This window comes from Paenibacillus provencensis (genome assembly GCF_042678545.1).
Taxonomy (GTDB): Bacteria; Bacillota; Bacilli; order Paenibacillales; family Paenibacillaceae; genus Paenibacillus; species Paenibacillus provencensis.
The window spans coordinates 269,468-293,833 of the sequence record NZ_JBHTKX010000001.1; the positions used below are offsets into that span (position 1 = coordinate 269,468).

26 protein-coding genes and 4 tRNA genes are annotated in these 24,366 nt (G+C 44.3%); 25 read left to right on the top strand and 5 right to left on the bottom strand.

What is annotated here, in order from left to right:
* The first annotated feature begins 16 nt into the window (after window positions 1-16).
* From ACFQ3J_RS01310 to ACFQ3J_RS01365, 12 genes are all read left to right on the top strand, one after another.
* Window positions 17-751, top strand: coding sequence for an ABC transporter ATP-binding protein (locus ACFQ3J_RS01310; protein WP_251581648.1), 735 nt, complete (start codon window positions 17-19; stop codon window positions 749-751).
* On the top strand, window positions 714-1,820 hold the full coding sequence (locus ACFQ3J_RS01315) for an efflux RND transporter periplasmic adaptor subunit (protein WP_091158490.1): 1,107 nt from the start codon (window positions 714-716) through the stop codon (window positions 1,818-1,820). The genes ACFQ3J_RS01310 and ACFQ3J_RS01315 overlap by 38 nt, the downstream gene beginning before the upstream one ends.
* Window positions 1,820-4,777 (top strand): ABC transporter permease, encoded by a 2,958-nt coding sequence (locus ACFQ3J_RS01320; RefSeq protein ID WP_251580879.1) that lies wholly within the window; start codon window positions 1,820-1,822, stop codon window positions 4,775-4,777. Before ACFQ3J_RS01315 ends, ACFQ3J_RS01320 begins: the two co-directional genes overlap by 1 nt.
* 1 nt (window position 4,778) lies before the next feature.
* A complete protein-coding gene (locus ACFQ3J_RS01325) occupies window positions 4,779-5,633 on the top strand; it encodes an ABC transporter ATP-binding protein (protein ID WP_251580881.1) in 855 nt (284 codons plus the stop codon).
* A 21-nt stretch (window positions 5,634-5,654) separates the two neighbouring features.
* Window positions 5,655-7,130 (top strand): ABC transporter substrate-binding protein, encoded by a 1,476-nt coding sequence (locus ACFQ3J_RS01330; RefSeq protein ID WP_311285488.1) that lies wholly within the window; start codon window positions 5,655-5,657, stop codon window positions 7,128-7,130.
* 122 nt (window positions 7,131-7,252) lie between these two features.
* A complete protein-coding gene (locus ACFQ3J_RS01335; protein ID WP_170862441.1) occupies window positions 7,253-7,417 on the top strand; it encodes a hypothetical protein in 165 nt (54 codons plus the stop codon).
* A 95-nt stretch (window positions 7,418-7,512) separates the two neighbouring features.
* Window positions 7,513-7,586, top strand: a tRNA-Met gene (locus tag ACFQ3J_RS01340).
* Between the two features lie 45 nt (window positions 7,587-7,631).
* Window positions 7,632-7,705: transfer RNA gene (locus ACFQ3J_RS01345), tRNA-Ile, on the top strand.
* 629 nt (window positions 7,706-8,334) lie between these two features.
* On the top strand, window positions 8,335-9,639 hold the full coding sequence (locus tag ACFQ3J_RS01350) for a hemolysin family protein (protein ID WP_091158482.1): 1,305 nt from the start codon (window positions 8,335-8,337) through the stop codon (window positions 9,637-9,639).
* Window positions 9,640-9,716: 77 nt separating this feature from the next.
* Window positions 9,717-10,787 (top strand): hemolysin family protein, encoded by a 1,071-nt coding sequence (locus ACFQ3J_RS01355; RefSeq protein WP_251580885.1) that lies wholly within the window; start codon window positions 9,717-9,719, stop codon window positions 10,785-10,787.
* Window positions 10,788-11,000: 213 nt separating this feature from the next.
* Entirely contained in the window at window positions 11,001-11,201 is a 201-nt protein-coding gene (locus ACFQ3J_RS01360; RefSeq protein WP_091158479.1) for a hypothetical protein, read from the top strand.
* Window positions 11,202-11,207: 6 nt separating this feature from the next.
* Window positions 11,208-11,498, top strand: a complete 291-nt coding sequence (locus tag ACFQ3J_RS01365; protein ID WP_251580887.1) for an Lrp/AsnC family transcriptional regulator — start codon at window positions 11,208-11,210, stop codon at window positions 11,496-11,498.
* 8 nt (window positions 11,499-11,506) lie between these two features.
* Here the strand turns inward: ACFQ3J_RS01365 and ACFQ3J_RS01370 are convergent, their stop codons facing one another.
* Window positions 11,507-11,728 (bottom strand): DUF2905 domain-containing protein, encoded by a 222-nt coding sequence (locus ACFQ3J_RS01370; protein ID WP_091158475.1) that lies wholly within the window; start codon window positions 11,726-11,728, stop codon window positions 11,507-11,509.
* Window positions 11,729-11,862: 134 nt separating this feature from the next.
* Window positions 11,863-12,081 carry a hypothetical protein gene (locus tag ACFQ3J_RS01375; RefSeq protein ID WP_091158473.1) on the bottom strand — a complete coding sequence of 73 codons (219 nt, stop codon included), beginning with the start codon at window positions 12,079-12,081 and terminating at the stop codon, window positions 11,863-11,865.
* Between the two features lie 760 nt (window positions 12,082-12,841).
* On the opposite strand from ACFQ3J_RS01375, the gene ACFQ3J_RS01380 reads away from it, so the two are divergent.
* From ACFQ3J_RS01380 to ACFQ3J_RS01400, 5 genes are all read left to right on the top strand, one after another.
* A tRNA-Leu gene (locus ACFQ3J_RS01380) sits at window positions 12,842-12,927 on the top strand.
* Between the two features lie 110 nt (window positions 12,928-13,037).
* Complete coding sequence (locus tag ACFQ3J_RS01385; RefSeq protein ID WP_091158472.1) at window positions 13,038-13,706, top strand: uracil-DNA glycosylase; 669 nt, start codon at window positions 13,038-13,040, stop codon at window positions 13,704-13,706.
* Window positions 13,707-13,735: 29 nt separating this feature from the next.
* The gene (locus ACFQ3J_RS01390) at window positions 13,736-14,155 is read left to right on the top strand and encodes a hypothetical protein (protein ID WP_091158470.1); all 420 of its coding nucleotides are present in this window, start codon (window positions 13,736-13,738) and stop codon (window positions 14,153-14,155) included.
* Window positions 14,156-14,405: 250 nt separating this feature from the next.
* Window positions 14,406-14,822 carry a WGxxGxxG family protein gene (locus ACFQ3J_RS01395; protein ID WP_091158468.1) on the top strand — a complete coding sequence of 139 codons (417 nt, stop codon included), beginning with the start codon at window positions 14,406-14,408 and terminating at the stop codon, window positions 14,820-14,822.
* A gap of 331 nt (window positions 14,823-15,153) precedes the next feature.
* Window positions 15,154-16,353, top strand: coding sequence for a hypothetical protein (locus ACFQ3J_RS01400; protein ID WP_251580889.1), 1,200 nt, complete (start codon window positions 15,154-15,156; stop codon window positions 16,351-16,353).
* A 92-nt stretch (window positions 16,354-16,445) separates the two neighbouring features.
* On the opposite strand, the gene ACFQ3J_RS01405 is transcribed toward ACFQ3J_RS01400, so the two are convergent.
* Window positions 16,446-16,518: transfer RNA gene (locus ACFQ3J_RS01405), tRNA-Val, on the bottom strand.
* 141 nt (window positions 16,519-16,659) lie between these two features.
* Between ACFQ3J_RS01405 and ACFQ3J_RS01410 the strand changes: the two genes are divergently transcribed.
* From ACFQ3J_RS01410 to ACFQ3J_RS01435, 6 genes are all read left to right on the top strand, one after another.
* Window positions 16,660-16,881: a hypothetical protein gene (locus ACFQ3J_RS01410; RefSeq protein WP_091158449.1), complete on the top strand. Its 222-nt coding sequence runs from the start codon at window positions 16,660-16,662 to the stop codon at window positions 16,879-16,881.
* 117 nt (window positions 16,882-16,998) lie between these two features.
* Entirely contained in the window at window positions 16,999-17,442 is a 444-nt protein-coding gene (locus ACFQ3J_RS01415) for a GNAT family N-acetyltransferase (protein WP_251580891.1), read from the top strand.
* 118 nt (window positions 17,443-17,560) lie between these two features.
* Window positions 17,561-17,800: a DUF3892 domain-containing protein gene (locus ACFQ3J_RS01420; protein WP_091158446.1), complete on the top strand. Its 240-nt coding sequence runs from the start codon at window positions 17,561-17,563 to the stop codon at window positions 17,798-17,800.
* 301 nt (window positions 17,801-18,101) lie between these two features.
* Window positions 18,102-18,296, top strand: coding sequence for a hypothetical protein (locus ACFQ3J_RS01425; protein WP_091158445.1), 195 nt, complete (start codon window positions 18,102-18,104; stop codon window positions 18,294-18,296).
* A gap of 185 nt (window positions 18,297-18,481) precedes the next feature.
* The gene (locus ACFQ3J_RS01430; RefSeq protein ID WP_091158443.1) at window positions 18,482-19,039 is read left to right on the top strand and encodes a copper amine oxidase; all 558 of its coding nucleotides are present in this window, start codon (window positions 18,482-18,484) and stop codon (window positions 19,037-19,039) included.
* A 126-nt stretch (window positions 19,040-19,165) separates the two neighbouring features.
* Window positions 19,166-19,468 (top strand): DUF1292 domain-containing protein, encoded by a 303-nt coding sequence (locus tag ACFQ3J_RS01435; RefSeq protein WP_251580892.1) that lies wholly within the window; start codon window positions 19,166-19,168, stop codon window positions 19,466-19,468.
* Window positions 19,469-19,539: 71 nt separating this feature from the next.
* Here the strand turns inward: ACFQ3J_RS01435 and ACFQ3J_RS01440 are convergent, their stop codons facing one another.
* Entirely contained in the window at window positions 19,540-21,015 is a 1,476-nt protein-coding gene (locus ACFQ3J_RS01440) for an aminotransferase class I/II-fold pyridoxal phosphate-dependent enzyme (RefSeq protein WP_251580894.1), read from the bottom strand.
* A gap of 128 nt (window positions 21,016-21,143) precedes the next feature.
* A complete protein-coding gene (locus tag ACFQ3J_RS01445; protein ID WP_091158440.1) occupies window positions 21,144-21,776 on the bottom strand; it encodes a YktB family protein in 633 nt (210 codons plus the stop codon).
* Between the two features lie 322 nt (window positions 21,777-22,098).
* Here ACFQ3J_RS01445 and ACFQ3J_RS01450 point away from each other — a divergent pair, with 322 nt between their 5' ends.
* Window positions 22,099-22,698: a hypothetical protein gene (locus ACFQ3J_RS01450; protein WP_091158438.1), complete on the top strand. Its 600-nt coding sequence runs from the start codon at window positions 22,099-22,101 to the stop codon at window positions 22,696-22,698.
* 249 nt (window positions 22,699-22,947) lie between these two features.
* Window positions 22,948-24,360 carry an NADP-dependent phosphogluconate dehydrogenase gene (gndA, locus tag ACFQ3J_RS01455; RefSeq protein WP_091158437.1) on the top strand — a complete coding sequence of 471 codons (1,413 nt, stop codon included), beginning with the start codon at window positions 22,948-22,950 and terminating at the stop codon, window positions 24,358-24,360.
* Window positions 24,361-24,366: the final 6 nt, after the last annotated feature.

The following is a 24,366-nucleotide window of genomic DNA, read 5'->3' on the forward strand; positions in this document are numbered from 1 at the left end:
TCTTGAGATGATCAGCATGGAACAGGAGAACGAGGCTATAGGCAGCCCGGATTCGGATCCATCCCGACCGGACTCTAGCGAACCCATTCTTAAGGTGTGTAATGTTCATCGCAGTTTTGAGACGGGAGGCAAGGCGATCCATGTCCTAAAAGGGATTGATCTGCAGGTTAATGCTGAGCAGCTTGTTATGCTAAGAGGGAGGTCAGGTTCGGGGAAGACAACCTTGCTAAATATGCTGGGAGGCCTCGATCAGCCGACTAGCGGTGAGATTTATTTTGATGGCAGGCCTCTGCACGATACAGGAGATGGAAGTCGGACAAAGCTTAGAAGGCAGGATATTGGATTTATTTTTCAAGCATATGCTCTGATGCCCTTGCTGTCTGCATGGGAGAATGTAGAGCTATCCCTGCGGATGGCGAATGTTCCAAAGAGTGAATGGAAGGAGAGGGTGGCATATTGCCTTGATATGGTGGGCCTCAGCAAGCGGGCGAAGCACAGACCTTTCGAGTTGTCGGGTGGAGAGCAGCAGAGAGTCGCAATAGCCAAGGCCATAGCTCATCGTCCGAAGCTTCTGCTCGCTGATGAACCAACGGCAGAGCTTGATTCCAAGATGGGAGCACAAGTGATGGCGGTTTTTCGAAATATGATTGCAACAGAGCAAGTGACGATCTGCATGACGACACATGATCCTACGATTTTGGAGGTTGCAGACCATGTTCATGAGATGGTGGACGGTAAATTCATTACATAACGAATCCTATGCCAGCTGGAAGAGACGTCTTCGAGCCATTGCACTAATAGGTGCGGCAGGTCTTATTCTCAGCGGCTGTTCCTTGCTGCCAGCAGAACCGGAAGAGGAGGTCTTGCCTCCGATTACACCGCCGACCATATCCAAGAAGCCGGAATATGAGGTTCGTACAGAAACGATCGAAACCAAGGTTTCGGGTTCCGGCAAGCTGATGAGTCAGAGAGAGGAGAAGGTTTATTTTACACTGGATGGCATGCATGTCAAGGAGCTGTACGTCAAACCGGGAGACAAGGTGAAGGCTGGACAGCAAATTGCTGTGCTGGATGTTGAGGAGCTGGAGAAGCAGATTCGCCAGAAGAAGCTGCAGATTCGTAAAGCGGAAGTTCAGATGAAGGAAACACTTCGCAAAAAAGACGAGATGGACCCTGTTGAATATGAAGAGGCTGTAATCACGTTTGAAGAGCAAAGACAAGAACTGGCGGATCTTGAGGAGCAGGTAGGCAAATCTACGCTGTCAGCTCCTTTCGCGGGCACCGTGCTAAGTGTTCAGGTGGAAAAAGGAGCTGCTGTGAAGGCGTACGATCCGATTGCAACCATTGCAGACACATCCAATCTGGTTGTCGCCGCTACTTTTGCCAAGAAGGATCTGGAAGTGATTGCACAAGGAATGAAGGCAGATGTGGATATCAACGCGGCTGGAACGCATACCGGTACCATTCAGGTCATGCCTGTGGAAATGGCAGAAGACACGGGTTCAGGAGGAGAAGGAGGAACAGGAACGCCTCCTGCTCAGGAATCACTCGACCAATTTGTCATTGTTGAGCTGGATGATTGGCCTGAAGGGTTAAATCGCGGTACACCCCTTACCGTATCGATTGTAACACAGCGCAAGGAGAATGCCGTCTTAATACCGATCTCCACACTTCGATCTATCGGATCAAGAACTTATGTACAAGTTGTAGAGGCGGATGGTAGCAAGAGGGAGGTTGACGTTGAGGTAGGTCAGCAGACATCTACGGATGTTGAAATCCTCAAAGGTCTGACACCCGGACAGAAGGTGGTCGGAAGGTAATGAAAGGAATGCCCTTGTTGCGCCTCTTGTTTCGAAAAATATGGAACACAAGATGGCTTACGCTAAGTACCTTACTAGGTCTTATTGTGGCTGTAGGTTTCACCGTCAGCATTCCCATGTATGCAGATGGAGCGTTGAAGCGTGTCGTCGCTCAGTCTTTGGAGGAAGAGAGCAGTGGTATGCCTGCAGGTTCTCTGCTCATGAGCTATCAGGCGGCAGGAGGGACGAAGACAGACCTTGTCTCGCTGAACGAAGTTGATCGATATATCAGGGAAGACGTTTCGAGCAGTATCGGATTTGATCACAATACTTATTTTAATGTCCGCACGATTCGCAGCACGGAAGTGAGTCCTGAAGACCCTACGAAAGTCGATGCCAGCAGAATCAGGACGATGACCGTTAGCTCAATGACCGATTTGACAGATCATGTAACAGTGACTCAAGGTGTCATGCCAGGGAATCAGGTGCGGGATAACGTGATTGAGGCAGCGATGCTTGAAGAAGGAATGTATCGAAATGATCTGCATGTCGGTGACATACTGGAATATCCCGTATACAGTGGACTGGATTTGACGCTGAGGGTCAAGATTACAGCTGTCTTTACTCCGGATGATCTGACCGCCCCTTATTGGTTTCAAGGATTTGAAGGAATGATGAATGGACTGTACATCGATCCAGAAGTAATGAGCGCTTATTTGCTGAGTGAAAAAGGAGTTCCGCTTCAGACCTCCAGATGGTATTACGCCTTTGATCTGAGTGAGATTCAAACGAGCCAGCTGCCAGGTCTAGGGAGAACGCTCGAACGATTGGATATTGAGCTGTATCAACGATTGAAGGATACCAAAGTCGACATTTCCTTCGGTGATTTGCTTGCTAACTTTAGAGCCCAGAGCCTGCAGCTGCAGACTATGCTGTTTACGCTTGCGGTTCCGATGATTGCAATGGTCTTCTATTTTATCGTTATGAACGCCAGACAATCGCTTCAGAAGCAGGAAAGTGATATTGCTGTTCTTCGAAGCCGGGGAGCCTCTGCCAGACAGATTATTCTATTGTACTTGCTGGAAGGTCTGATTCTTGGCACGTTGGCTATGATGGCAGGTCCATTTCTCGGTTGGTTCATGGCGAAGAGCATAGGATCTGCCAGTGGATTTCTGGAGTTCGTCGATCGAAAAGCCATACCTGTAGGGGTGACGCAGGATGCCCTGTGGCTGGGGCTGGTTGCGGTAATTGCCTCCATGATCGCTTCGGTTATCCCGGCAATTAATTATGCAAGATCGACGATTGTGGATGCCAAGCGCCGGCAGGCGAGAAGTGATCGCAAGCCGATATGGCAGCGATGGTATCTCGATATTTTACTGCTTGGCATTTCAGGCTATGGCTACTATTTGTTCTATGAACGCCAAATGCTTACCTTTCAAACGGGAATGACAACCGACCAATTGCAGGTGCAGCCTTTTTTATTTTTTGTACCCGCAATCGCGATATTTGCATTAGGTCTGTTCTTTCTCAGGTTATTTCCGTTGATTCTAAAACTGATCCAGTGGATCGGCCGCAAAATTTTTCCGGTTCCGCTCTATCTGACGCTGACTCAGCTCTCTCGGTCCTCATCTTCTTATTACCCGCTTATGATCCTGCTTGTTTTGACTCTGGGACTTGGCGTTTACAATGCATCGGCTGCAAGAACCATTGATCTGAATTCAACAGAACGTACGTTGTATGAATATGGTACGGATGTCGTTATGCAGACCGTATGGGAAGGTTCTCCTGAATTGACTCCAGTAAATGGAGGGAATTCAGGGGGAGGAGGCAATCCGAACGAGCCTGGAGGCAGCCCTGGTGTCGGAGGAAATAACAATGGAGTTAATACAGGCGGCAATTCCGGAGGAAGTTCAGGAGGCGGGGGCAATCCCGGTGGCGGAGGGAATCCGGGCATGGGTGGAGGCGCTGCGCCCGGAAGAATGATCTACTCTGAGCCGCCGTTTGAAGTATTCAGGCAACTGCCTGGCGTGGAGCATGCTGCCAGAGTCCTCCAAACCAAAGGCAATGTCATTGTATCGGGTAAATCAGCAGGTCAGGGAATGATTGTAGGTATCGATAATGTAGATTTTGCCGAGGTGGCCTGGTTCCGTAATGATCTGTTTCCAGCTCATCCTCATCGTTATCTTGATCTGCTTGGTCATTATGAAGGGGCCGTCATTATCCCTTCCAATCTTGCAGAGAAATACCAGCTGGAAAGTGGAGATATCATATCCATTGCTCTGCAGGAGCAGATGATTGAATTTGTGGTATTTGGTGTTCTGCCCTACTGGCCGGCACAATACCCGGATCAGACCCCGTTTTTTATTACAAATCTGGATTATATCTACGACCAGGTGCCGATGATTCCATACGAGGTGTGGCTCAAGATGGAGCCGGATGCTCTAGTTGCTCCCTTAATGACTGAATTAGCCGATGCAGGGATCGAATTGTCCTCAGTAAAGGATGTCCGCACCGAGCTCGTGGCAGAGAGCAAGCATCCTTCGAGAGGCGGAGTTTTTGGAATATTAAGCCTTGGATTTCTTGTTTCTATTATTATTTCGTTAATTGGTTATGTACTGTATTGGTTCTTTAACCTGTCTGGCCGGGTGGTTCAGTTTGGTGTGCTGAGGGCCATGGGACTATCCAGAGGTCAGCTCAGCGGAATGCTGCTGCTTGAACAGGTATTTACGGCAGGATTATCCATTGCATTAGGGATCGGTATAGGTCAGCTGGCAAGCAGATTGTTTCTTCCATTCCTGCAAACGACCGATAATGTAGAGACTCAGGTCCCTCCGTTTCGGATCGTGTTCGAAGCCAGTGATACCTATCAGCTGTACATCGTAACCGGAGTGATGCTCTTCATTGGAGCAGTGATGCTGTTATGGCAAATTCGCAGACTCAGAGTGCACCAGGCTGTGAAGATGGGAGAGGAGCGCTGATATGATTCACTGCGAAGGATTGGTCAAGATTTATAAAACCAGCGAGGTTGAAGTGGTTGCTCTTCAAGGTCTGAACCTGACTGTTGAGGATGGTGAGATGATGGCAATTATCGGCAACAGCGGTAGTGGCAAATCAACACTGCTCAACATCTTGGGGGGACTGGATCGCCCTTCTGCTGGAACTGCTGTCGTAGGTGATTGGGATCTGCTCAAAATGACGGAAGCGCAGCTTGTGGAATACAAGAGACATACCGTCGGCTTTATCTGGCAGAACAATGGCAGGAATTTGCTCCCCTATATGACAGCTCTCGAAAATGTTGAAACACCGATGATGCTTGGGGGGAAATATGATCGGAGCTATGCAAAACAGCTGCTTGAATGGGTAGGGCTTGAGCATCGAATGCACAGCAGACTTCACCAATTATCTGGGGGAGAGCAGCAACGGGTTGCCATTGCGATATCTCTTGCCAATCGGCCGCGCCTACTCCTGGCTGATGAACCTACAGGTTCTGTTGACAGCGAGACAAGCGACCGGATCATGGCTATTTTTCGCAAGCTGAATCGAGAACTGGCCGTCAGCGTTGTCATCGTCACCCATGATCTGGCACTAGCCAATAAGGTGGACCGAATAGTTGCCATTCGTGACGGACTTACAAGCACCGAATTTGTTAAACGCAACGCAAATTTGGACACAGAGGTTGTTCCGGGAATGGGCGAGGTGCATGAAGCTTTTGTCATTATTGATAGAGCAGGTCGTCTTCAGGTGCCGAGAGAGTATCTAGAAGCGCTGTCTATTGATAATCGGGCCACTCTTGAGTTTGATGGTGAGCGAATTGTCATTACGCAGCCGAAGTAACCATAGAAAGGGAGAATGGGAATGATAAAGAAATCTGTATTTAGTCGACGGGTCATCGCGATGCTGACATGTATGACTTTGCTGACTCCACTTCTTGCAGCATGTACTTCTAACGAACCATCTGATGATCAAGAGGAAAGAGTGCTTCGAATCGGTACCGTGTATGGAAGTAACGATGACACCTATTTTAGACAGCAGTATACAGATATTTTTGAGGTACTGAATGACAATATTACGATTGAAATCGTACCTGCAGTCGACCAGAATCAGTATCAGTATTTTGACTATACCAAGAATGAACAGCCTGAGCAGCCAGATACCTTGGAAGCAATCAAGAAGCTGATGACAGGCGAGAATCCGGTGGATGTTATTGTCGGAGATACCTCACTATTCAAGTCGCTTATTCAGGAAAATATGCTGACACAGCTTGATCCGCTTATTGCCGAGGATGAGTTTGATACTACAGATATTGTGCCGACCGTGCTGGACGGGATCAAGGATATGGGAGACAACAATCTGTACGCACTGACACCAACATTCTCATCCTCTGCTTTATTTTATAACAAAGCGATCTTTCAAGAAGCAGGTGTAGAACCACCGACTGATGGAGCGACATGGGAAGATATATTTGATAAAGCAAGACGAGTGACGAGTGGAGAAGGAGAGGATCGGGTATATGGCTTCTCCTTCAGTCAATATGCCGGAGATCCTTTCTACAATGTCCAAATGTATGCTTCCCCATTGCAGCTGCGTACATTTGATGACAAAGCCGAAACCATGACAGTCAACAATGACTCTTGGGAGAGAGTATGGGATACCGTGGCCACTCTGGCTCGGGACCAAATTGTCCCTGGTCAGGAGGTTTTTGAATATCAGACGGATCAAACTGAATTTAATCCTTTTCAAGGCAATATGTTTATGGAAGGAAAGCTCGCTATGGTTGTTTCGGACTACAGTTATGTCACAAGGCTAATTAGTGACAACAAATATGCAGAGACGGATGACCAGTTTGACCCGATCGATTGGGATGTAGTGACTCCTCCTGTGCATCAGGAAAAACCGGGTATTGGCGGGAATGTATATTTAAGCAGCCTAATGGCCATTAATAGCAACGCCCAAAATCCAGAGGATGCATGGGAATTCATCAAGTTCCTGAACGGTGAAGAATGGGCCAAAGTCAAGGCAAGAAGCAGCTATGAGATGGTATCACGTAAGAGTTATATCCAGCCTAAGGATGGACTGGACTATAACATCGCTGCTTTTTACACATTAAAGCCAGTACCGCCGACAAGTACAGATATGAACACACTGTTTCAGAAGATGCCGAATTTATGGCAGGTGGACTCCGTGGGACAGAAATATTTCAATGAAGTCGTAGAGAATAAGAAGACACCGAAGGAAGCACTGGAAGCCTGGGAGCAGGATGGAAATGAAATGCTGCAGAAGCTGAAGACAGATCCAAATGCGAGCTTCGAAGATAAATTAGGCGCAAATTAAATAAAATTATCAGAATAGCCGCTTGATTAAATTTCATCTTGCGGCTATTTTTGTGATTTTGGGTATCCTAATCTTAGAAAGGAAACAGCATCCATTATGGAGTCAAAGGAAGATGAACAAGAGTGAAATGGGTATATTATTCAAGATTATATGGAAGCAAATTTCAGGCGGGCTGCTTCGCGAAACGAATGGAGCAGGACGGATGGATCTATGGACATGATGAGCCGCAGCAGGTGGAGGTATACAAATCTCGCAAGGGGCGGTATGGCGTCCGTTTCATTCCGTAATGAGTAACATTCTTTTCTCTCCCAAAAAAGTGCCTTGACAATTCTATTACGCATCATGTATATTATTAGATGTCGCTGTTTTAAGTTTTTGCTGACGCGGGGTGGAGCAGCTCGGTAGCTCGTCGGGCTCATAACCCGAAGGTCGCAGGTTCAAATCCTGCCCCCGCAATTGTTACATACAGCGTACTTATATGTGTAATAGAATATTGATTCAGGGCCCTTAGCTCAGTTGGTTAGAGCGGTCGGCTCATAACCGATTGGTCGGGGGTTCGAGTCCCTCAGGGCCCATTCCTGAACAGCCTTTGCGTAATATGCAAAGGTTTTTTTATTTCATTTTTTCTCTTACAATATTGTAAGTAAAGCGTAAGCGTTCCACATAGCAGGGAAGAAGACAATTAAGTACATTACAAATAAGGGGCTCTGCATTTAGTTCCAGCCTTCGTAATACACTGTTTAAAAGGGCTATATATTGTTTATATTATTTAGACTTTTCAATATATTGTGGTTATTGAGTTTTATATAAACTAACAGGCTGTACTCTTACCAAGTACCTTTAATAGGCTCTCTTTTATAAGAGAATAAGGTATCGGCTGCAATTATAACGTTTCAACCATAACGTAGAACTGGATGGTTAGCAATCAATCATGATATACTTACAGGAATATTACGGAGGGAGGTGGACACATTGGGAAGGCGTTATTGTATTTTGAACCGCAGACGGAATTAATTGCTGGGGAAATATTCAAGCGGACGCGGGCTGGCCAAGATGAAATGAACAGGGTTCTTCTCATGAACACCGCCCCTCATCGGCCGACGTTTTTAAGTGAATATTCAATTTGATTCTAAATTTAAATACAGTATTCATTAGAGATGCTGTAAATATTCCTGGAGGTGAATCCCTCTAAAGAGGGAAATTATTGGACATTATCACGATTACCAATTTAATATTACTTGTCATATTAATTGCGCTTACTGCGTTTTTCGTTGCTGCTGAATTTGCTGTAGTCAAGATTCGGATGTCGCGTATCGATCAGCTGATCGCCGAAGGGAACAAGAAAGCGGTGGTTGCCAAAAAAGTGGCGACTGACCTCGATTACTATCTATCTGCCTGTCAGCTGGGTATTACGGTCACTGCACTTGGTCTCGGTGCCTTGGGTAAGCCGGCAGTTGAGAGCTTGCTATACCCGGTGTTTAACTACTTTGAATTGTCAGAGGCTGTTTCATCTGTGGCTTCTTATGCGATTGCATTTATCTTGGTTACCTTCCTGCATGTTGTTGTAGGAGAAATGGCACCTAAGACATTGGCGATCCAATTCGCTGAAAAGATGACTTTGCTGCTCGCAGCACCCCTACATTGGTTCGGTAAGATCATGTCTCCATTCATTTGGGCGCTGAACGGTTCTTCCCGTGTTATGCTGCGTGCTTTTGGGGTTAAGCCTGCAGGTCATGAACAGGCGTATTCCGAGGATGAGATCAAGATCATCATGAATCAAAGCTACGAAGGCGGCGAGATCAATCAGACGAAGCTTTCTTATATGGAGAATGTTTTTTCCTTTGATGAACGAGACGCCAAAGACATCATGGTTCCGCGCGTGGATCTTGTAACGCTTGATATCGACATGGTTTATGCGGATATTGTTCCTATTTTTGACGAGTATAATTATTCGCGATATCCGGTTGTTGAAGCTGGAGATAAGGATAAAATTATCGGTGTGGTTAACGTGAAGAAGATGCTCCCTCATATCGTGGACGGACGTGAGCATCGCCTTGAAGAATTTGTTCGTGAACTACCTTATGTCTCAGAAATTACACCGATTCAGGAAGCGATGATCAAAATGCAGCAGCAACGGGTGCATATGGCAGTCGTTATTGATGAATACGGCGGTACTTCCGGGATTCTTACAATGGAGGATATTCTAGAGGAAATCGTAGGCGAGATTCGCGATGAATTTGATAGTGATGAAAAGGCTGATATTCAGCAGCTCGGAGACAATGAGTACCTGATCAGTGGACGTGTCTTGCTGGATGAGCTGGAGAAGCAGTTCGGCTTCATCTTTGACGGGGCTGATGAGGTAGATACCATTGCCGGCTGGATGCAATCCAAACGAGGTGCATCCCTCGAAGAAGGCGATATCGTAGAACAAGATGAGCAGGTATGGAAGGTCAAGGAAATGGATAATTTCCAAATTAAGCAGGTCGTACTTCGTAAAATCCAACTTTAAATAGTTCTATTTTTGATCATAAAATAAAAAAATACTATATCACTCTGGAGGTGAATCCCTCTAAAAGAGGGAAATCATTGGACGGAATAATTGCATTAAATTTGTTTTTAATAGCTGTTTTCATTGGACTGACGGCATTCTTCGTCGGAGCTGAATTTGCGATTTTGAAGGTAAGGATGTCACGAATCGACCAACTGATTGCGGAAGGCAACAAGAAGGCTGTTCTGGCCAAAAAGGTCGCCCATGACCTGGATTATTATTTATCGGCGTGTCAGTTAGGGATCACGATTACGGCGCTCGTTCTGGGAGCATTGGGTGAACCAACGGTCGAGAAGATGCTTCATCCGGTATTTGATAGCTGGAATCTGCCGGCAGCCCTCTCGACGATATTGTCCTATGTCATTGCCTTGTCGATTGTTTCCTTCTTGCACGTTGTCATCGGTGAGCTTGCTCCCAAGACACTGGCCATTCAATTCTCAGAGAGAATGACTTTGCTTCTGGCAAGTCCGCTGTATTGGTTCGGTAAGATTATGTATCCTGTTATTACTGCGCTGAACAATTCTGCTCGCCTCTTGCTAAAGATTTTTGGCGTGAAGCCTGCAGGTCATGATATCGTGTATTCAGAAGAAGAACTGAGGCTAATCGTAAACAACAGCTATGAGAGCGGAGAAATTAACCAGACAGAGCTTGATTATCTGAAAAATATTTTTGATTTTGATGAGCGCATACTGAAGGAAATTATGATCCCGAAAGGTAAAATAGCTACCTTTAGTAGTGATATGTCACTGGAGAGCATACTTGATGTCATTCATCAGTATGAGTACACCCGTTACCCTGTAATTAATAAAGGGAATAAAGAGCAATATCTCGGTTTTATTAATACAAAGGAAATGCTGACAAGCATTGCTGCAGGCAGAGATTTTGATCTGAGCGGTTTTATTCATCCAATGCCAAGTCTTAAGGAGACCTCGCCAATTAAGGATGTTCTTACAAAAATGCAGCAGAATCGTGTTCATATTGCAGTTGTGACAGATGCCAGCGGCCAAGTTACTGGGCTCGTTACGATGGAAGACATACTCGAAGAAATCGTGGGAGATATCCATGATGAATACGATAATGTCTCAGTGAATAGCGTTCCTGCCCATTAAGAACGTTATGTTGCTTGGAAGTTAAATAGTTGACATTCAGCAGATAGACAGACCCTTGTATCTTATGATGCAAGGGTCTTTTTGCTGTACGGCTTGCAAGGTGTATCTTCCAAAGGGTGGAATTCATGAGAGTAGCCATATTTTACAGTTGATGAAAGAACAATTGTTCGTATATAATAAACACAAACAAACGTTCTTATTTGGGGTGAGAAAATGCCGCGTAAATATATAGGCAAGGTTGTAGAGATCGTGTATCTGGATCGAGCAGGTAAGGTTAGTCAGCGTAATATTGAAATTCATCGAATAATAAAGGGCAGAATATATTCCACATGTCTTCATACAGGGGCTCCTAGAACTTTTAACGAGGAGAATGTACTGGCTTGGCGACCTGTTAGAGCAGCAATAACAGCTTAGGGAGTGATGATGATGCTGCCTGATTTTGAACGCAAGCTGCTGCGAATACTATACAATTTTTGTGGACAACGGAGACGTATGCCTCAAATGACTGAATTGGAAGTCAAGACAGGGAGAACAGAAGGGGGGATTCGGAAGGCGCTGAGAGAGTTAGAAAGACAAGGGATGATTACGTGGCAGGACCAATCATCTACGGAACACATCGTGATTCTCAAGGGCTGGGAGCCTGAAGAGCAGAAGTCGGTGCGTTCGATGCCCTCTTTATCAGATGGGATGGATTATTGGACGAAATACTAACTGCTGCTTTATTTCATAAAGTGACGGATGATCCAGGAGATAAGCGTAAGGATAAGGCTGATAACGATACAAGTAACAATGGGGAAATAGAATTTGAAATTTCCTCGATCTACATAGATATCTCCTGGTAGTTTACCAAGTTGAATAAATCTTCCTAGAAACATCCAGATCAATCCGACAGCAATTAGTGCAACACCAAGGAATATTAGAAGCTTCGGCATATTGTTCATCTCTTTTGCTCACCTCATTGAATAATAAAATAGCCAGAGCCATGATGCCAAGCCCCAGCTAATCCATATCTATGATCTGCATTTCATTATAATTTTATGAACCGTACATTGTAAGATAACATTATATAGAGCTGTTAAGATAAAGCTAATTTTCTCGAGCGGTTAATGCTGATAATTCGGGTGATTTGCTCTACTTCCTCATAAGGGATCCAAACCGGACCACAGGTTGTTCTTAACACGAGCCGGGATGCATGGTCTGTAGGAACAGGAAACCCAGTCAATGTAGCTCCATCTTTGCTTCTTACCATAATCTGCTGATTGCGTTTCATCGCTATAATCGCTTCTTTATTCATAAGCCTATTCTCCCTATGCCAGTAATTAATGTAATAAAACAGGTCTAATTACATTGCAAACTGGTTGTTTAATCACACGTTTTTCACTTTCATTTCTACAAGTAGTCTATCAGAACTAGTTCTAAATTTCTACAATAATCCAAAAAATATCTTAAAGTTAAATAAACCAATTCGGATGAAGCCTAAACATTTGGAGACAATCTTAAGAAATAAGTGAAAAAGTTTAATGTGGCGGATAATATGGGTATAACTATCATAGGAGGAATGCACAATGAATATTCATGGATGGTATATCGTTATATTTTCCGTAATTATTGCTGCGGGTGTTGGAGGCATCGCTTGGTGGATGCGAATGGCGAGCAGAAAAAAAGGATATAAGGAAGAATAAACCAGAATGAAGGCTGGCTTATCCATGTTGAACATGAAGGCAAACTGTACCAAGCCTGCGCTTAGACCAGGAAGAATAAATTGTTTCTTGAGGTCTATGTATACGTTAAGGAGTCCATCTCGAAAAGGTGGGCTTTATTTTTAGTTTGTTTGCTAAGTTTTATCAAGATTTCATATCAGGATTTTGCACATTCTGTTAAGGATTTATGCAAAATTCTCATATAAAAGTATACGCAAAGCTTGTCAAAACGTGGCTGTTCATGTATAATAAGAGATACCGGATTTTTGAGAAGATCTACTGGGAAATCCAGAAGTGGTCGTGGATTGTTCTTTAACTTTACAGCGAGTTTGGTTAGACAGTCTATACACATACGCCGGGGTGGCGGAATTGGCAGACGCACAGGACTTAAAATCCTGCGATGGGTGACCATCGTACGGGTTCGACCCCCGTCCTCGGCATACATTACATGAAATAGGCTGGCTCCTAATAGGAGTCCAGCTTATTTTTTTAGATATCTATATGTAGAATTCATGTAGCAAAGCGAGTTTGGGATGAGGAGAGCAAATATATGTTTAATAATGACTGGGATGTACTGCTGCAGGACGAAATGAATAAGGATTACATACAGGAGCTTCGAAAGAAGCTGGCCTTTGAATATAAGACGCAAACGATCTATCCTCCGAAGGAAGATATATTCAATGCATTGAAGCTGACCTCTTATGCGAATACAAAGGTTGTAATCATTGGACAAGATCCATATCATGGAGCGGGTCAGGCGGAAGGTTTAAGTTTTTCCGTCAAAAAAGGGGTTAGAATACCTCCGTCTTTGCGAAATATATATAAAGAATTACATAGTGATCTTGGAGTACCCATTCCCTCACATGGTTCTTTAAAAGAGTGGGCGGAAGAAGGTGTCCTCTTACTGAATAACGTATTAACTGTAAGAGAGGGAGAGCCGACTTCACATCGCCATATTGGATGGGAGTGGTTTACCGATGCGGTGATTGAGAAATTGAATGTCCGGAAGCAGCCTGTAGTGTTTATGTTATGGGGCAGCCATGCGCAGAAGAAGGGAGCTTTCATAGACCGATCTCGTCATCTGGTCATTGAATCATCTCACCCGAGTCCGCTTGCAGCTCGGCATGGTTTTTTTGGAAGCCATCCGTTTTCTCGAGCGAACGCCTATTTGGAATCAGAAGGAATCAAGCAAGTGGACTGGTCAATTTCGGACAATTAATAAAACGAACACGGAGGTGAACGGGAGAAATGAAGCACTGGGTAGGCCAAAGGGTGCTGGTGGAACGAGCAGGTGGTCGTAAAGATCCCGTTCAAGGGATATTGCTAAAGTGGGATGCAGATGCCGAAATCATTGTCGTTGGAGCGAAAAGAGTCAAGATTCCGTTTAGCCAAATTGTACGAATCCATCCATTGCCAGAGGATGCCTTTGGAAAAGGCAAGAAAAGAGCAAGATCCTCTGTTCATACGGTCGGATACGTAATGCGGCAGCCGATTCAATTTGATAATGCAATCTACTTTAATTCTGTGGTAACGGTGTGGAAAGGGGTTAAGCTTATTACGTACCGGACAACGATCAGCTCACATGATAACAATAATGTAGTGCTTGAAGATGGGACAGTCCTTGATAAGGAGTTGTATACGTTCGTTGTAAGGTCAAGGCGAGGATAACGCTAATTTTAATTAAAATTTTATGTTTGTATCATCCTGTGTTAATAATCATACAGTAATCTGTAATCGTCCCTTCAAGAGATGATTCTATATATAAAAACTCACCGGCTGCAAACGGTGGGTTTTTTGCTGTATATAAAATATTGGATAAAACCCCTTTTTTCACCCAAGTATCTGCTTGTATAACTTTAAATTAAGGAGGGGATTATACAAGCGACAGGCCATAAACAATAAAATGAGGGGTGAAATAATGATGAAAAAACAATGGGCAGCCACATTAGCTGCTGCAAGCATTTCTATGGTAATTGCCGTTCCAGCGATGGCTGATACGAACGCAAACCAAATGAACGGTAATCCGGTTAAAAATTCGGTCAATCGTCTGGAAAAAAATCTAGGCATTGATGGGACAGACAATGGCACTACGAACATGAATCGTACTCGCACAATGAACAACATGAACAATAACATGTACGATGGCAGAGGCACTGGAACGGGTACCTACAATACCAATGCTTATAACAATGGTACTTACGGCACCAATAACATTCGAGCGAACGCTGCAACAAATCGCGGAAATGGCTGGGGATGGCTTGGATTATTAGGTCTGTTCGGTCTCGCTGGTCTTCGCAAAGAGAAGCATGAAGGAACACCTCATCACGTGAAATAAAAGGCAGTAAACCATGTATTTTGGAGAAAAGTGATAAGCAGTTTTAAAAGATCAGGATACTCGCCCTGTCATCTAATCTAGGTATTCATATACTATCTCATACCTTAGAGATAAGGAGGAGAGCAGCATGAGTGAAGTATCTAGATCCGGATTTTGTGGAGGATACAATGGTTGGTCTTCCATCGGAGCAATCCTTGTTCTTTTCATTCTTCTTGTCATCATCTCCAAAACCATCCTCTACTAATTACCGAAAATAAAGGATCCCAGGAACCTGCGGATCCTTTATTTTTTTGTTATAATCTCCTCGAGTAGGAAATGGGGAGGAAGAAGGATGGAAATTAACATTCAATCGGCTGCAGATGAATTGCTTGGGCTAGATATAGAACCCTATTGGTATGGGTTTCAAAAAGTAGCCTACGCGATATATAACTCGAGCGAAGTTTTCCTATTCCACCATCCCAAATTTCAAAACCAGACGTTTCATAAATTAGGGTGGGACAGAACATTCGCGGGCAATACCGTAATCATGTATGAACACTATCCTACAGCAATAGTAAACATTGAAGGGATTAAGGATATGGCGAGCATCAAGTCATTTCTTGTTCATGAGCTATTTCATGGATTTCAGTATCTTCGTGAAGAAAAGAGGTTTCCAGATGAACTCCTGGGGGTAACATACCCGCTTCTTAAAGAGAACGTGGAGCTAAGAAGTCGAGAAAGGCAGTGTCTTTTTGATGCGCTGGAGGCAAGGGATCTACAGGAAAGGGAGTCTCATTTGTACAAATTTATTCAACTTCGGGGTATGAGAAAAGAGTTGCTGGGTCCTTTTTTTACATACGAGACAAAGGTAGAGACCATAGAGGGGCCTGCATATTATGTGGAGCTGAAGGCACATGCCGAAGAGTCACCTCTTTCATGGGGATCATTACTGGATCAATATGGACGAGAATTAATTCATTCAGAAGCCGCTTCGCTTCACTTAAGAAGAAGTTGTTACTACTCGGGCTTGTGGATATGCTTGTTGCTTGATGAACTCTTAGAGGGATGGCAGCAGGATTTTTTACAATCGGAGGATTGTCTGTATGATTTTCTAAAATCCCATGTTACCCTGGTGGAGCAAGCTAGAATAAAGGATATTAATGTAAGTGAAGAGACAGAGACAACCGTAGAATATGTTAAAGCGAACAGGATCGCTGCCTTCAAATCGTTTGAAGAGAGTGCAGGTTTTCACGTAATTATTGAAGGGATTATTGCCGTGAAGAGCATTGATCCGCAAAATATAGATGCACTGCCTGGCAGGCTTCTTCATCATAACTATGTCAAAGTGTCCCTCGGCATCGACGAATTCTTGATACAGCAGCCTGTTGTTTCTTACTATGAGACAGATCTTTGGAAGGCATCAAAACTCCATGTGGTTGTGGAGAAAAGGCCAGTTCTATCTGGAGAAAGAGTAACGCTGGATGGGATTGGCGAGATGCGGGGAGTACATATATTTAAAGAAAACGGAAATATTTTTCAATTGTACGTGTAATGGGAAGAGAAAGTACGTGTCGATGGGTATTTGGAGTAGGAGACAGACGCAGAAAAAGAAGAAGACCCTTGATACACAAGGGTCTTCAGTGATGATCTGTAGTGGGCTCGAACCACTGACCCCTACCCTGTCAAGATAGTGCTCTCCCAGCTGAGCTAACAGATCATGGAATAATTATAAAAAAGGAATAATCTTATATTATCAGGCTTTGATATGTGATGTCAATCCCTGTCCTATGTTTAATTTATCCTGATTTGAGCAACCTTAAAAGGATGAAAATAACAACCGTAGGGTGGTGGGGGTTCTATGAATAATAAACTAGTCAATAATTTAAGCAAATTTATGATCTGCGGGATTGTATTTGCCAACATAACGGGATGCACGTTAGCTCCATCGCAAGAAACAATTAATCTGCAGCTGATTGAGCCTTCAGAATCGGATCTTCCGGTTATTGATGATGTATATCGGAGATCCGTAGGAGATGAGGTTTACTCCAAACCATCAAATGAAGAAACATTATTACCGTAGAAAAGGCACAAATGCTTGCTTTAATTATCCATATCTAAGACAGACTATACGATCACTGCTTATGTAGTGTATAATGGTTTGGATTTTTGCATTTTTGGATAGTAAGAGGAGGAGACTATGCCAGCCGAGATTATTAATGTTACAACACAAGAACAGCTTGAAGCTGGGCTGAACATTCGCAGAACGGTGTTCGTAGAGGAACAGAACGTTCCAGAAGAAGAGGAAATTGACCAATACGATGTGCTGAGTCGGGATGCACACCATATATTAATTCAGGATGGACAAGAGATGGTGGCGACCGGCCGCTTGATTTATTATAAAAAAGATACAGCAAAGCTGCAAAGAATAGCTGTCCTGAAGCCTTACCGGGTTAACGGATATGGTCGTGTACTGATTATGGCATTAGAAGAAAGAGCTAAAGACCTCGGCTTAGCCTATTCTTTGCTGGATGCACAGTGTCAGGCTGAAGGTTTTTATAAAAAGCTCGGATATGAAGTTATCTCAGACGAGCCTTTCTATGATGCAGGTATACTGCACGTACGGATGCAGAAAAAGCTATAAGAGATGTATCTTTCATAAGAAGACATCCAATTGGGCATAATCATAGGTGTCGGAGATCAGCTTACCCTGAATCCGAGCAGGTTACAAACTATGGCTGCAAAAAGGAGTGTATGTTCTTATGGAAAATAACACACGCGAGCAATTTGTTGCCGTTCAGAAAAACGGAGACGGAGATTTGACCGCATTTAAGACGTCAACAGGCAGAGTGCTTGATTACAATCAAGCGTTGAATGAGATTCAAACGGGCTCCATTGCAGGAGTCAATGTATTCAAAGCAAGAGATGGCTCCCTTCGCATTCGCGGAGATGCGGATGGAGATCCGACGAATAACCTGGATCAATTGCCTATCTTCCAATAAAATATCTTGAGCGTTCAAAGGGAAGCCCGAGTACAGGGCTTCCCTTTTTTTGGTTTATTAGAAATTCTAACGAAAACGATGTCTTCTGCAGGACATAGTCTAGTCTTTACCACCCCAGCGGAATTTTTTGGATCCCGAACGACTTTTGCGAAGCAACTGGAGAGAGGGAGTCAAAAAATTGGAGCGCTTCAAATGAACGCCCCATGCACCTTCACCGCAAATCCCCATACAATGGCATTACCAGGCACGAAGCTGCAGATGAGCATGCCTTGAACACCTACAAGAAAGAGGGGTATCACAAATGGCAAAAGGGAAGGTGAGCAAAGGCGGGTCAAGCAAGGAAAAGGTACGGACAAGTATGAAACTGGTGACGTCCGACGTGTGTGAAGTCTGTAAAACACCGTGTGAACGTGGAATGGCATACGCAGAGCGCATGCGGGAACCGGGAGCTGTAGGGAAGGGCGTCCCTTGCATCTTGACCAAACCGAAAGGTTAGACAAAAGTGCCATGCACCGGACCCTTTCTAGGAACGGTGCATGTTTAACCCGGCATAGAAGAAGCCTCTGTTACATATTTCGTAATTTTTTCAGAAAAATTTTCCAAACGCACCGCAACTTGTTCTCTGGGATGAAGTATAAATAGACATACTATATTCTCATAGCTGGAGGGGAACAAGAGCTTATGAAGTGGAAAAGAACGCTTGCCCTTGCGATTGTGTTCTCGCTCTTGGGCAGCGGCTCCATGTTGTTTGCTGACTCGGTTACCGAACGAATTCGTGTCATTATTAATGGGCAAGAAGTAAGCGGTGGTGGTTACTTTATAAATGGTACGACATATGCTCCTGTCCGTGAGATCAGCGGACTTGCTTCATGGGATTCAGGAAATGGCAAGGTTACCGTCACTAAGCCGAATGTGCACATCACTTTGTTTAAAGGCGAGACGGTATTTGGGAATGTTAATGTGGGTAAATTGAAATTTAACGTGTTAAGTCAGGTCGATAGTCTGGATGGGAAGATTTCCGAGGTCAAAGTAGCGATTACCGACCCTTCCGGAAACGTGAAAAATATACAATCCGAGAAGCTCGGCAGCGGCTCGAAGGATAATTTCTGGTTCAAAACGAATGATTTTACTTATGAATTTAAGAAAAGCGGGAATTATATAGTAGGGTTCTATATGAAACCGTCAGGCAGTAATTCGTTCTTCCTCGTTTCGGAAAAAGTGATTACGGCATTGAATTAGAGTTTCATTGATTTTGTCCCGTAATAGTGTTACGATACGTCCGTATGATTACAAGTGCGACCGTAGTATGATGTTACAAATGCCTATCGTATGATTACAATATAAATTTAAAAGTGAGGTATTCTCATGAGCGATCACAACCATGTTCACGGCGAACATTGCAACCATGACCACGATCATGAACACGAAATGGCTGTTCTTACACTGACTGACGAGAATGGTGCAGAAGTCGAAATGATCTTGGCACAAACTTTTGACGTAGACGGCAAAGAGTACGCGGTACTACTGGAGCGCGACAATCCTGAAGCTGACGGATTGATTCTCCGCCTTGAAGAAGAGAACGAAGAGGTTGCGTTGTATCAAATCGAAGACGAAGAAGAGTGGAACCGTGTTGAAGCGGCTTTCAACGAAATGATTGAGAACGAGTAATTGACACGTTCTGTCATAGACGAAAGACCAGACAAGTTGTCTGGTCTTTTTTTTTGCTTGTGCAGCACTTATTAAAAAATGGGCTCCGCTTCGACAATCACTTTAACATTCTGAATCGTCCGATCTTCTGGCCCTTTAACGGGCAGACCGACCTCAACATGCTCAATGATATAGTTAATGTTATCCTGAGAGATGACTTCTCCAGGCAATAGAATCGGTATACCTGGCGGATATACATAGATAAATTCAGCAATAATGCGGCCCTCCGATTCCTTGAACGGAATCACTTCGGTGTCACCGTAGAAAGCCTCTCGTGGCGTCAGCATCAGCTGTGGAATTTCCGGAATTTTGACGACAAGCTCATTGGCTTGGTTCACATTATAATAGGTATCCGACAGCTCACGAAGTGCAATAAGGAGTGTATTAACGGAATCATCATTATCACCTGGTGTGATCAGGCAAAGAATGTTGTACATATCGCTCATTTCCACTTCGATGTTGTAATGCTTGCGAAGCCAGTTCTCTGTATCATAGCCGGTGAGACCCAGATGGCGAACATGAATGGTGACCTTGGTCGGGTCATAGCTATAGGTTGCTTCGCCGCCTAGTATTTCTTCACCAAAGCAGTATAGCCCTTCGATATCATTGATCGCCCGGCGAGCATACTCTGCAAGGTCAATCGCTTTTTGAGCCAAGCTGTGTCCATGGAGTGCAAGATTGCGTCTTGCCGTATCCAGTGAAGACAACAATATATAAGATGTAGAGGTTGTAGTCAGCATACTGATAATCGTCTGTACACGCTCTGGATTAACGAATCCGTTCTTGGTATTCAGGTTCAGGACCGAACTTTGCGTCATGGAGCCGCCTAATTTGTGCACACTCGTAGAAGCTAGATCTGCACCAGCTTCCATAGCAGACATAGGAAGATCCTCATGGAAATGAATCAGTACACCATGCGCCTCATCCACAAGAACGGGCACTTGGTAACTGTGAGCCAGCTCTACAATCTCCTTCAAATTCGCACAAACGCCGAAATACGTTGGATTAATGACAAGCACACCCTTCGCATCAGGATGGCGTTCCAATGCCCGGCGGACCGAACCAACCGTAATTCCGTGATCAATGCCGAGATTTTCGTCACTGACCGGAGAAATAAAGATAGGCTTGGCTCCGGAGAAGATGATGGCAGACATGACTGATTTATGCACATTCCGCGGCACGATAATCTTCTCGCCAGGTCCGCAGACGGACAAGATCATGGTCATAATCGCACTGCTTGTCCCTTGTACACTAAAGTAGGTGTAATCTGACCCGAATGCATCGGCAGCCAGCATTTGTGCTTCTTTAATTACTCCAGTCGGTTGATGCAAATCGTCAAGCGGCGCGATGTTGATCAAATCTATGGAAAGGGCGTTATCCCCAATGAATTCGCGAAACTCTGAGTCCGTTCCAAGTCCTTTTTTGTGACCAGGGATGTGAAACTGTACCGGATTGTTAGCCGCGTGGTTCTTAATTGCTGTAAAGAGCGGCGTACGACGGTGATCCATGGATGCTGTCACAACCTTTCATTATTAAGAATAATTAAACCTAGATGAGTATAGCAAAATGAAAAGGGAATGAAAATGGATTTTTTATGATCCGGCATTTTATTTGTAAATAATGGAAGATAATCGCTTTAAAAAGACATTTTGTACAACGGAAGCAGAGCTGTAAAAGTCTCTTCAATCGTCTTGCCAAACTTATGGCCATCTTGGAGGATCGGATCATCCTTATCGATACGAAGGCCGCATAAAACCTCGGATTTCTTCACATTTTTCAGACGTTCCGCCATACGCTGGAAATCTTCCTTCGTCATATCTGCATGATTTGTTCCTTCCGGAATCATATGGTCGGTAGACCAATAGAAATATTCAGGTATATTTTGCGCCACTTCTTCCAACTGACGGGACAATGCATCAGCGAACACTTCCTTATTGCTGCTCTCATATATGATGGCGAAGATTACGAACGCGTGTGTACCGAACATGCCAACTTGAAAATGGGGGTAAGCCTTATAACCTCTTTTATTGTTGGCTACTGCAACCCAGGTATCGTTCGGCGGATTAACTTTCCGGCGTGCATGCTTTGCGACGTGAACAAACATGTCTTCACCGCACAGCTCGCTTAAGAATGGCGCAGAAGCCGTCCCAATGGCCTCAAGCTTCGGCCGAATCCGTTCAATCAGCAGCTCCATACGGGGTTCCAGTCCGGGTACTTCGAATACTTCAAAATCCGCTTCATTTAGTGAGGGATATGTGAGTTGTGACATTATAAGTAATCCTCCTTATAGGTAAGCATGAACCTAAACTCTATCCAATATAATAGTATACACAATATTACGCGACTCATTATAACACAGGAGTACCCGCTTCCCTCTCTTCAAGTTTGTACTTTTGCTGGATTGTTTATGAAGATTATCGGGTGAAAAAATGGTCAAACGACTAAGTACGCTTCCCTTGAAGTCAGTATAAAATAGGGTAAGCAGACTTATGGTGGAGCGAAGAATGGCAAGAATACCAAGGCTGCAATTTACATTTCCAATAAGTATGATCCGGATTACATGATCGTAAAAAAATGGAGGAGGAAGTGCCATGAACAAGAGCTATGAAGTGGAATACTGCAATTTAGAGCTCCGGTTTAGCCGCCTTCGTATCCAACAGCTCATTAAGGATCTCATTCAGGAAGGATATTCGCTATATTGGAGCGAGGATGAAGATTACTTTATTTTGTCCGTACGTACAGGCCGCAAATTGGTAAAGCTGAAATTTCAACAAATGAGAACCGGTGATTATAAGTTGATTGGTGACTATATAATCAAGGATGCAAAGCTTGCAGAATATATGGAGAAATTGATCGGAGACACGAGAGGGCATGCTGTCGTTCGCAGATTCAAGGATCATATTATCGTTATAGAAAATATTTTGTTCGGTGAGGTCATCAGGCTTGTCGAAGTGTCAGGCTTCAAGCAGAAGGTGATCTATCAGAAGGGTCCGGCGCCGACGCTCGAGGAAATGGAAGAAATGTACACTTCGATCGAGGGGGAATTAAGACTTACACTGCTTCGAATGGAGATCGATGATGAGCTAGAACGACTGTATGAGGCAATTGGTGCAAGCGATACAACAAGGGCAGACAAATGCCGCGCCAAACTTTTTCAAATGCAGGATCGAATGCTGATGCTTGAATGGTGAGACTGTCACAATCTTATAAGGTAAGAACAAAGAGTATGAGCATTTAATGAACACCTCGTGAACAGAGGTGTTTTACCCTTGCTTCGGAGGCATCGGAGTTTTACTTCCAAATCCAAACACGGTAGAATAGGGATATAATTGAAGCGCTCTTCATTATACTACATAGATAAGGACTGCAGACGCATTGCTTCCTGATGAAGGCGATAAACAGTTGAAGTCAAAAAATACGAAGCAAAGGATGGAGAACCAATGGCAAAACAACAAATTGGTGTAATTGGCCTCGCCGTAATGGGCAAGAACCTGGCCTTGAATATTGAAAGTAAAGGTTTCTCAGTTTCCGTATTCAACCGTTCCCCGGAGAAAACGCAAGATCTTGTAAAAGAAGCTGATGGCAAAAACTTGGTAGGAACGTTCTCTATAGAAGAATTTGTACAATCTTTGGAATCTCCTCGCAAAATATTGATTATGGTACAAGCCGGTCCTGCGACGGATGCGACGATTGAGCAGCTCGTTCCGCATCTGGATCAAGGCGATATTATTATTGATGGAGGAAATGCCTACTTCCCTGATACACAGCGCCGCAGCAAGGAGCTTGAAGAAAAAGGCTTCCGTTTCATCGGTGCAGGTGTTTCCGGTGGTGAAGAGGGCGCTCTGAAAGGTCCATCCATTATGCCTGGTGGACAAGAAAGTGCATATGAGCTCGTGAAGCCGATTCTGACTTCGATTGCAGCTCAAGTGAATGGCGAGCCTTGCACAACGTACATTGGTCCTGACGGTGCAGGCCATTATGTAAAAATGGTGCATAACGGTATCGAGTATGGCGATATGCAGCTAATTGGTGAAGCTTACCATCTGTTAAAGGATGTGCTTGGACTAAACGCTGAACAATTCCACGAAATATTCAGCGAGTGGAACAAAGGGGAGCTCGACAGCTACCTGATCGAAATTACAGCGGATATCTTCTCGAAATATGATGAAGAGACGGGCAAGCCGATGGTCGATGTTATCCTCGATGCTGCGGGTCAAAAAGGTACGGGCAAATGGACAAGCCAAAGCGCCCTGGATCTTGGAGTACCTCTGTCCATGATTACAGAATCCGTATTCTCCCGTTTCCTGTCTGCGATGAAGGAAGAGCGTATTGCAGCAAGCAAAGTGCTGAGCGGTCCTAAGACTGAAGCATTCACAGGTGACAAAACGGAATTTATTGAGAATGTTCGCAAAGCACTATTTGCAAGTAAAATCGTATCTTATGCGCAAGGCTTTGCACAAATGCGCGCTGCTTCTGACGAATACGGCTGGAACCTGAAATATGGCAATATCGCAATGATCTTCCGCGGTGGCTGTATTATTCGTTCACAGTTCTTGCAAAACATTAAAGATGCCTATGACAAGGATGCCGAGCTGAAAAATCTGCTCCTCGATCCATATTTCAAAAATGTGGTTGAATCTTATCAGGATGCATGGCGTAAAGTCATCTCCGTTGCCGTAGCAAATGGGATTCCGGTACCTGGTTTTGCAAGCGCGCTGTCTTACTATGACAGCTATCGGACGGAGAGACTTCCAGCAAACCTGCTGCAAGCACAGCGTGACTATTTCGGTGCGCATACTTTCAAGCGTGTGGATAAAGAAGGTACATTCCATTACAACTGGATGGGGAATTAAGATTAT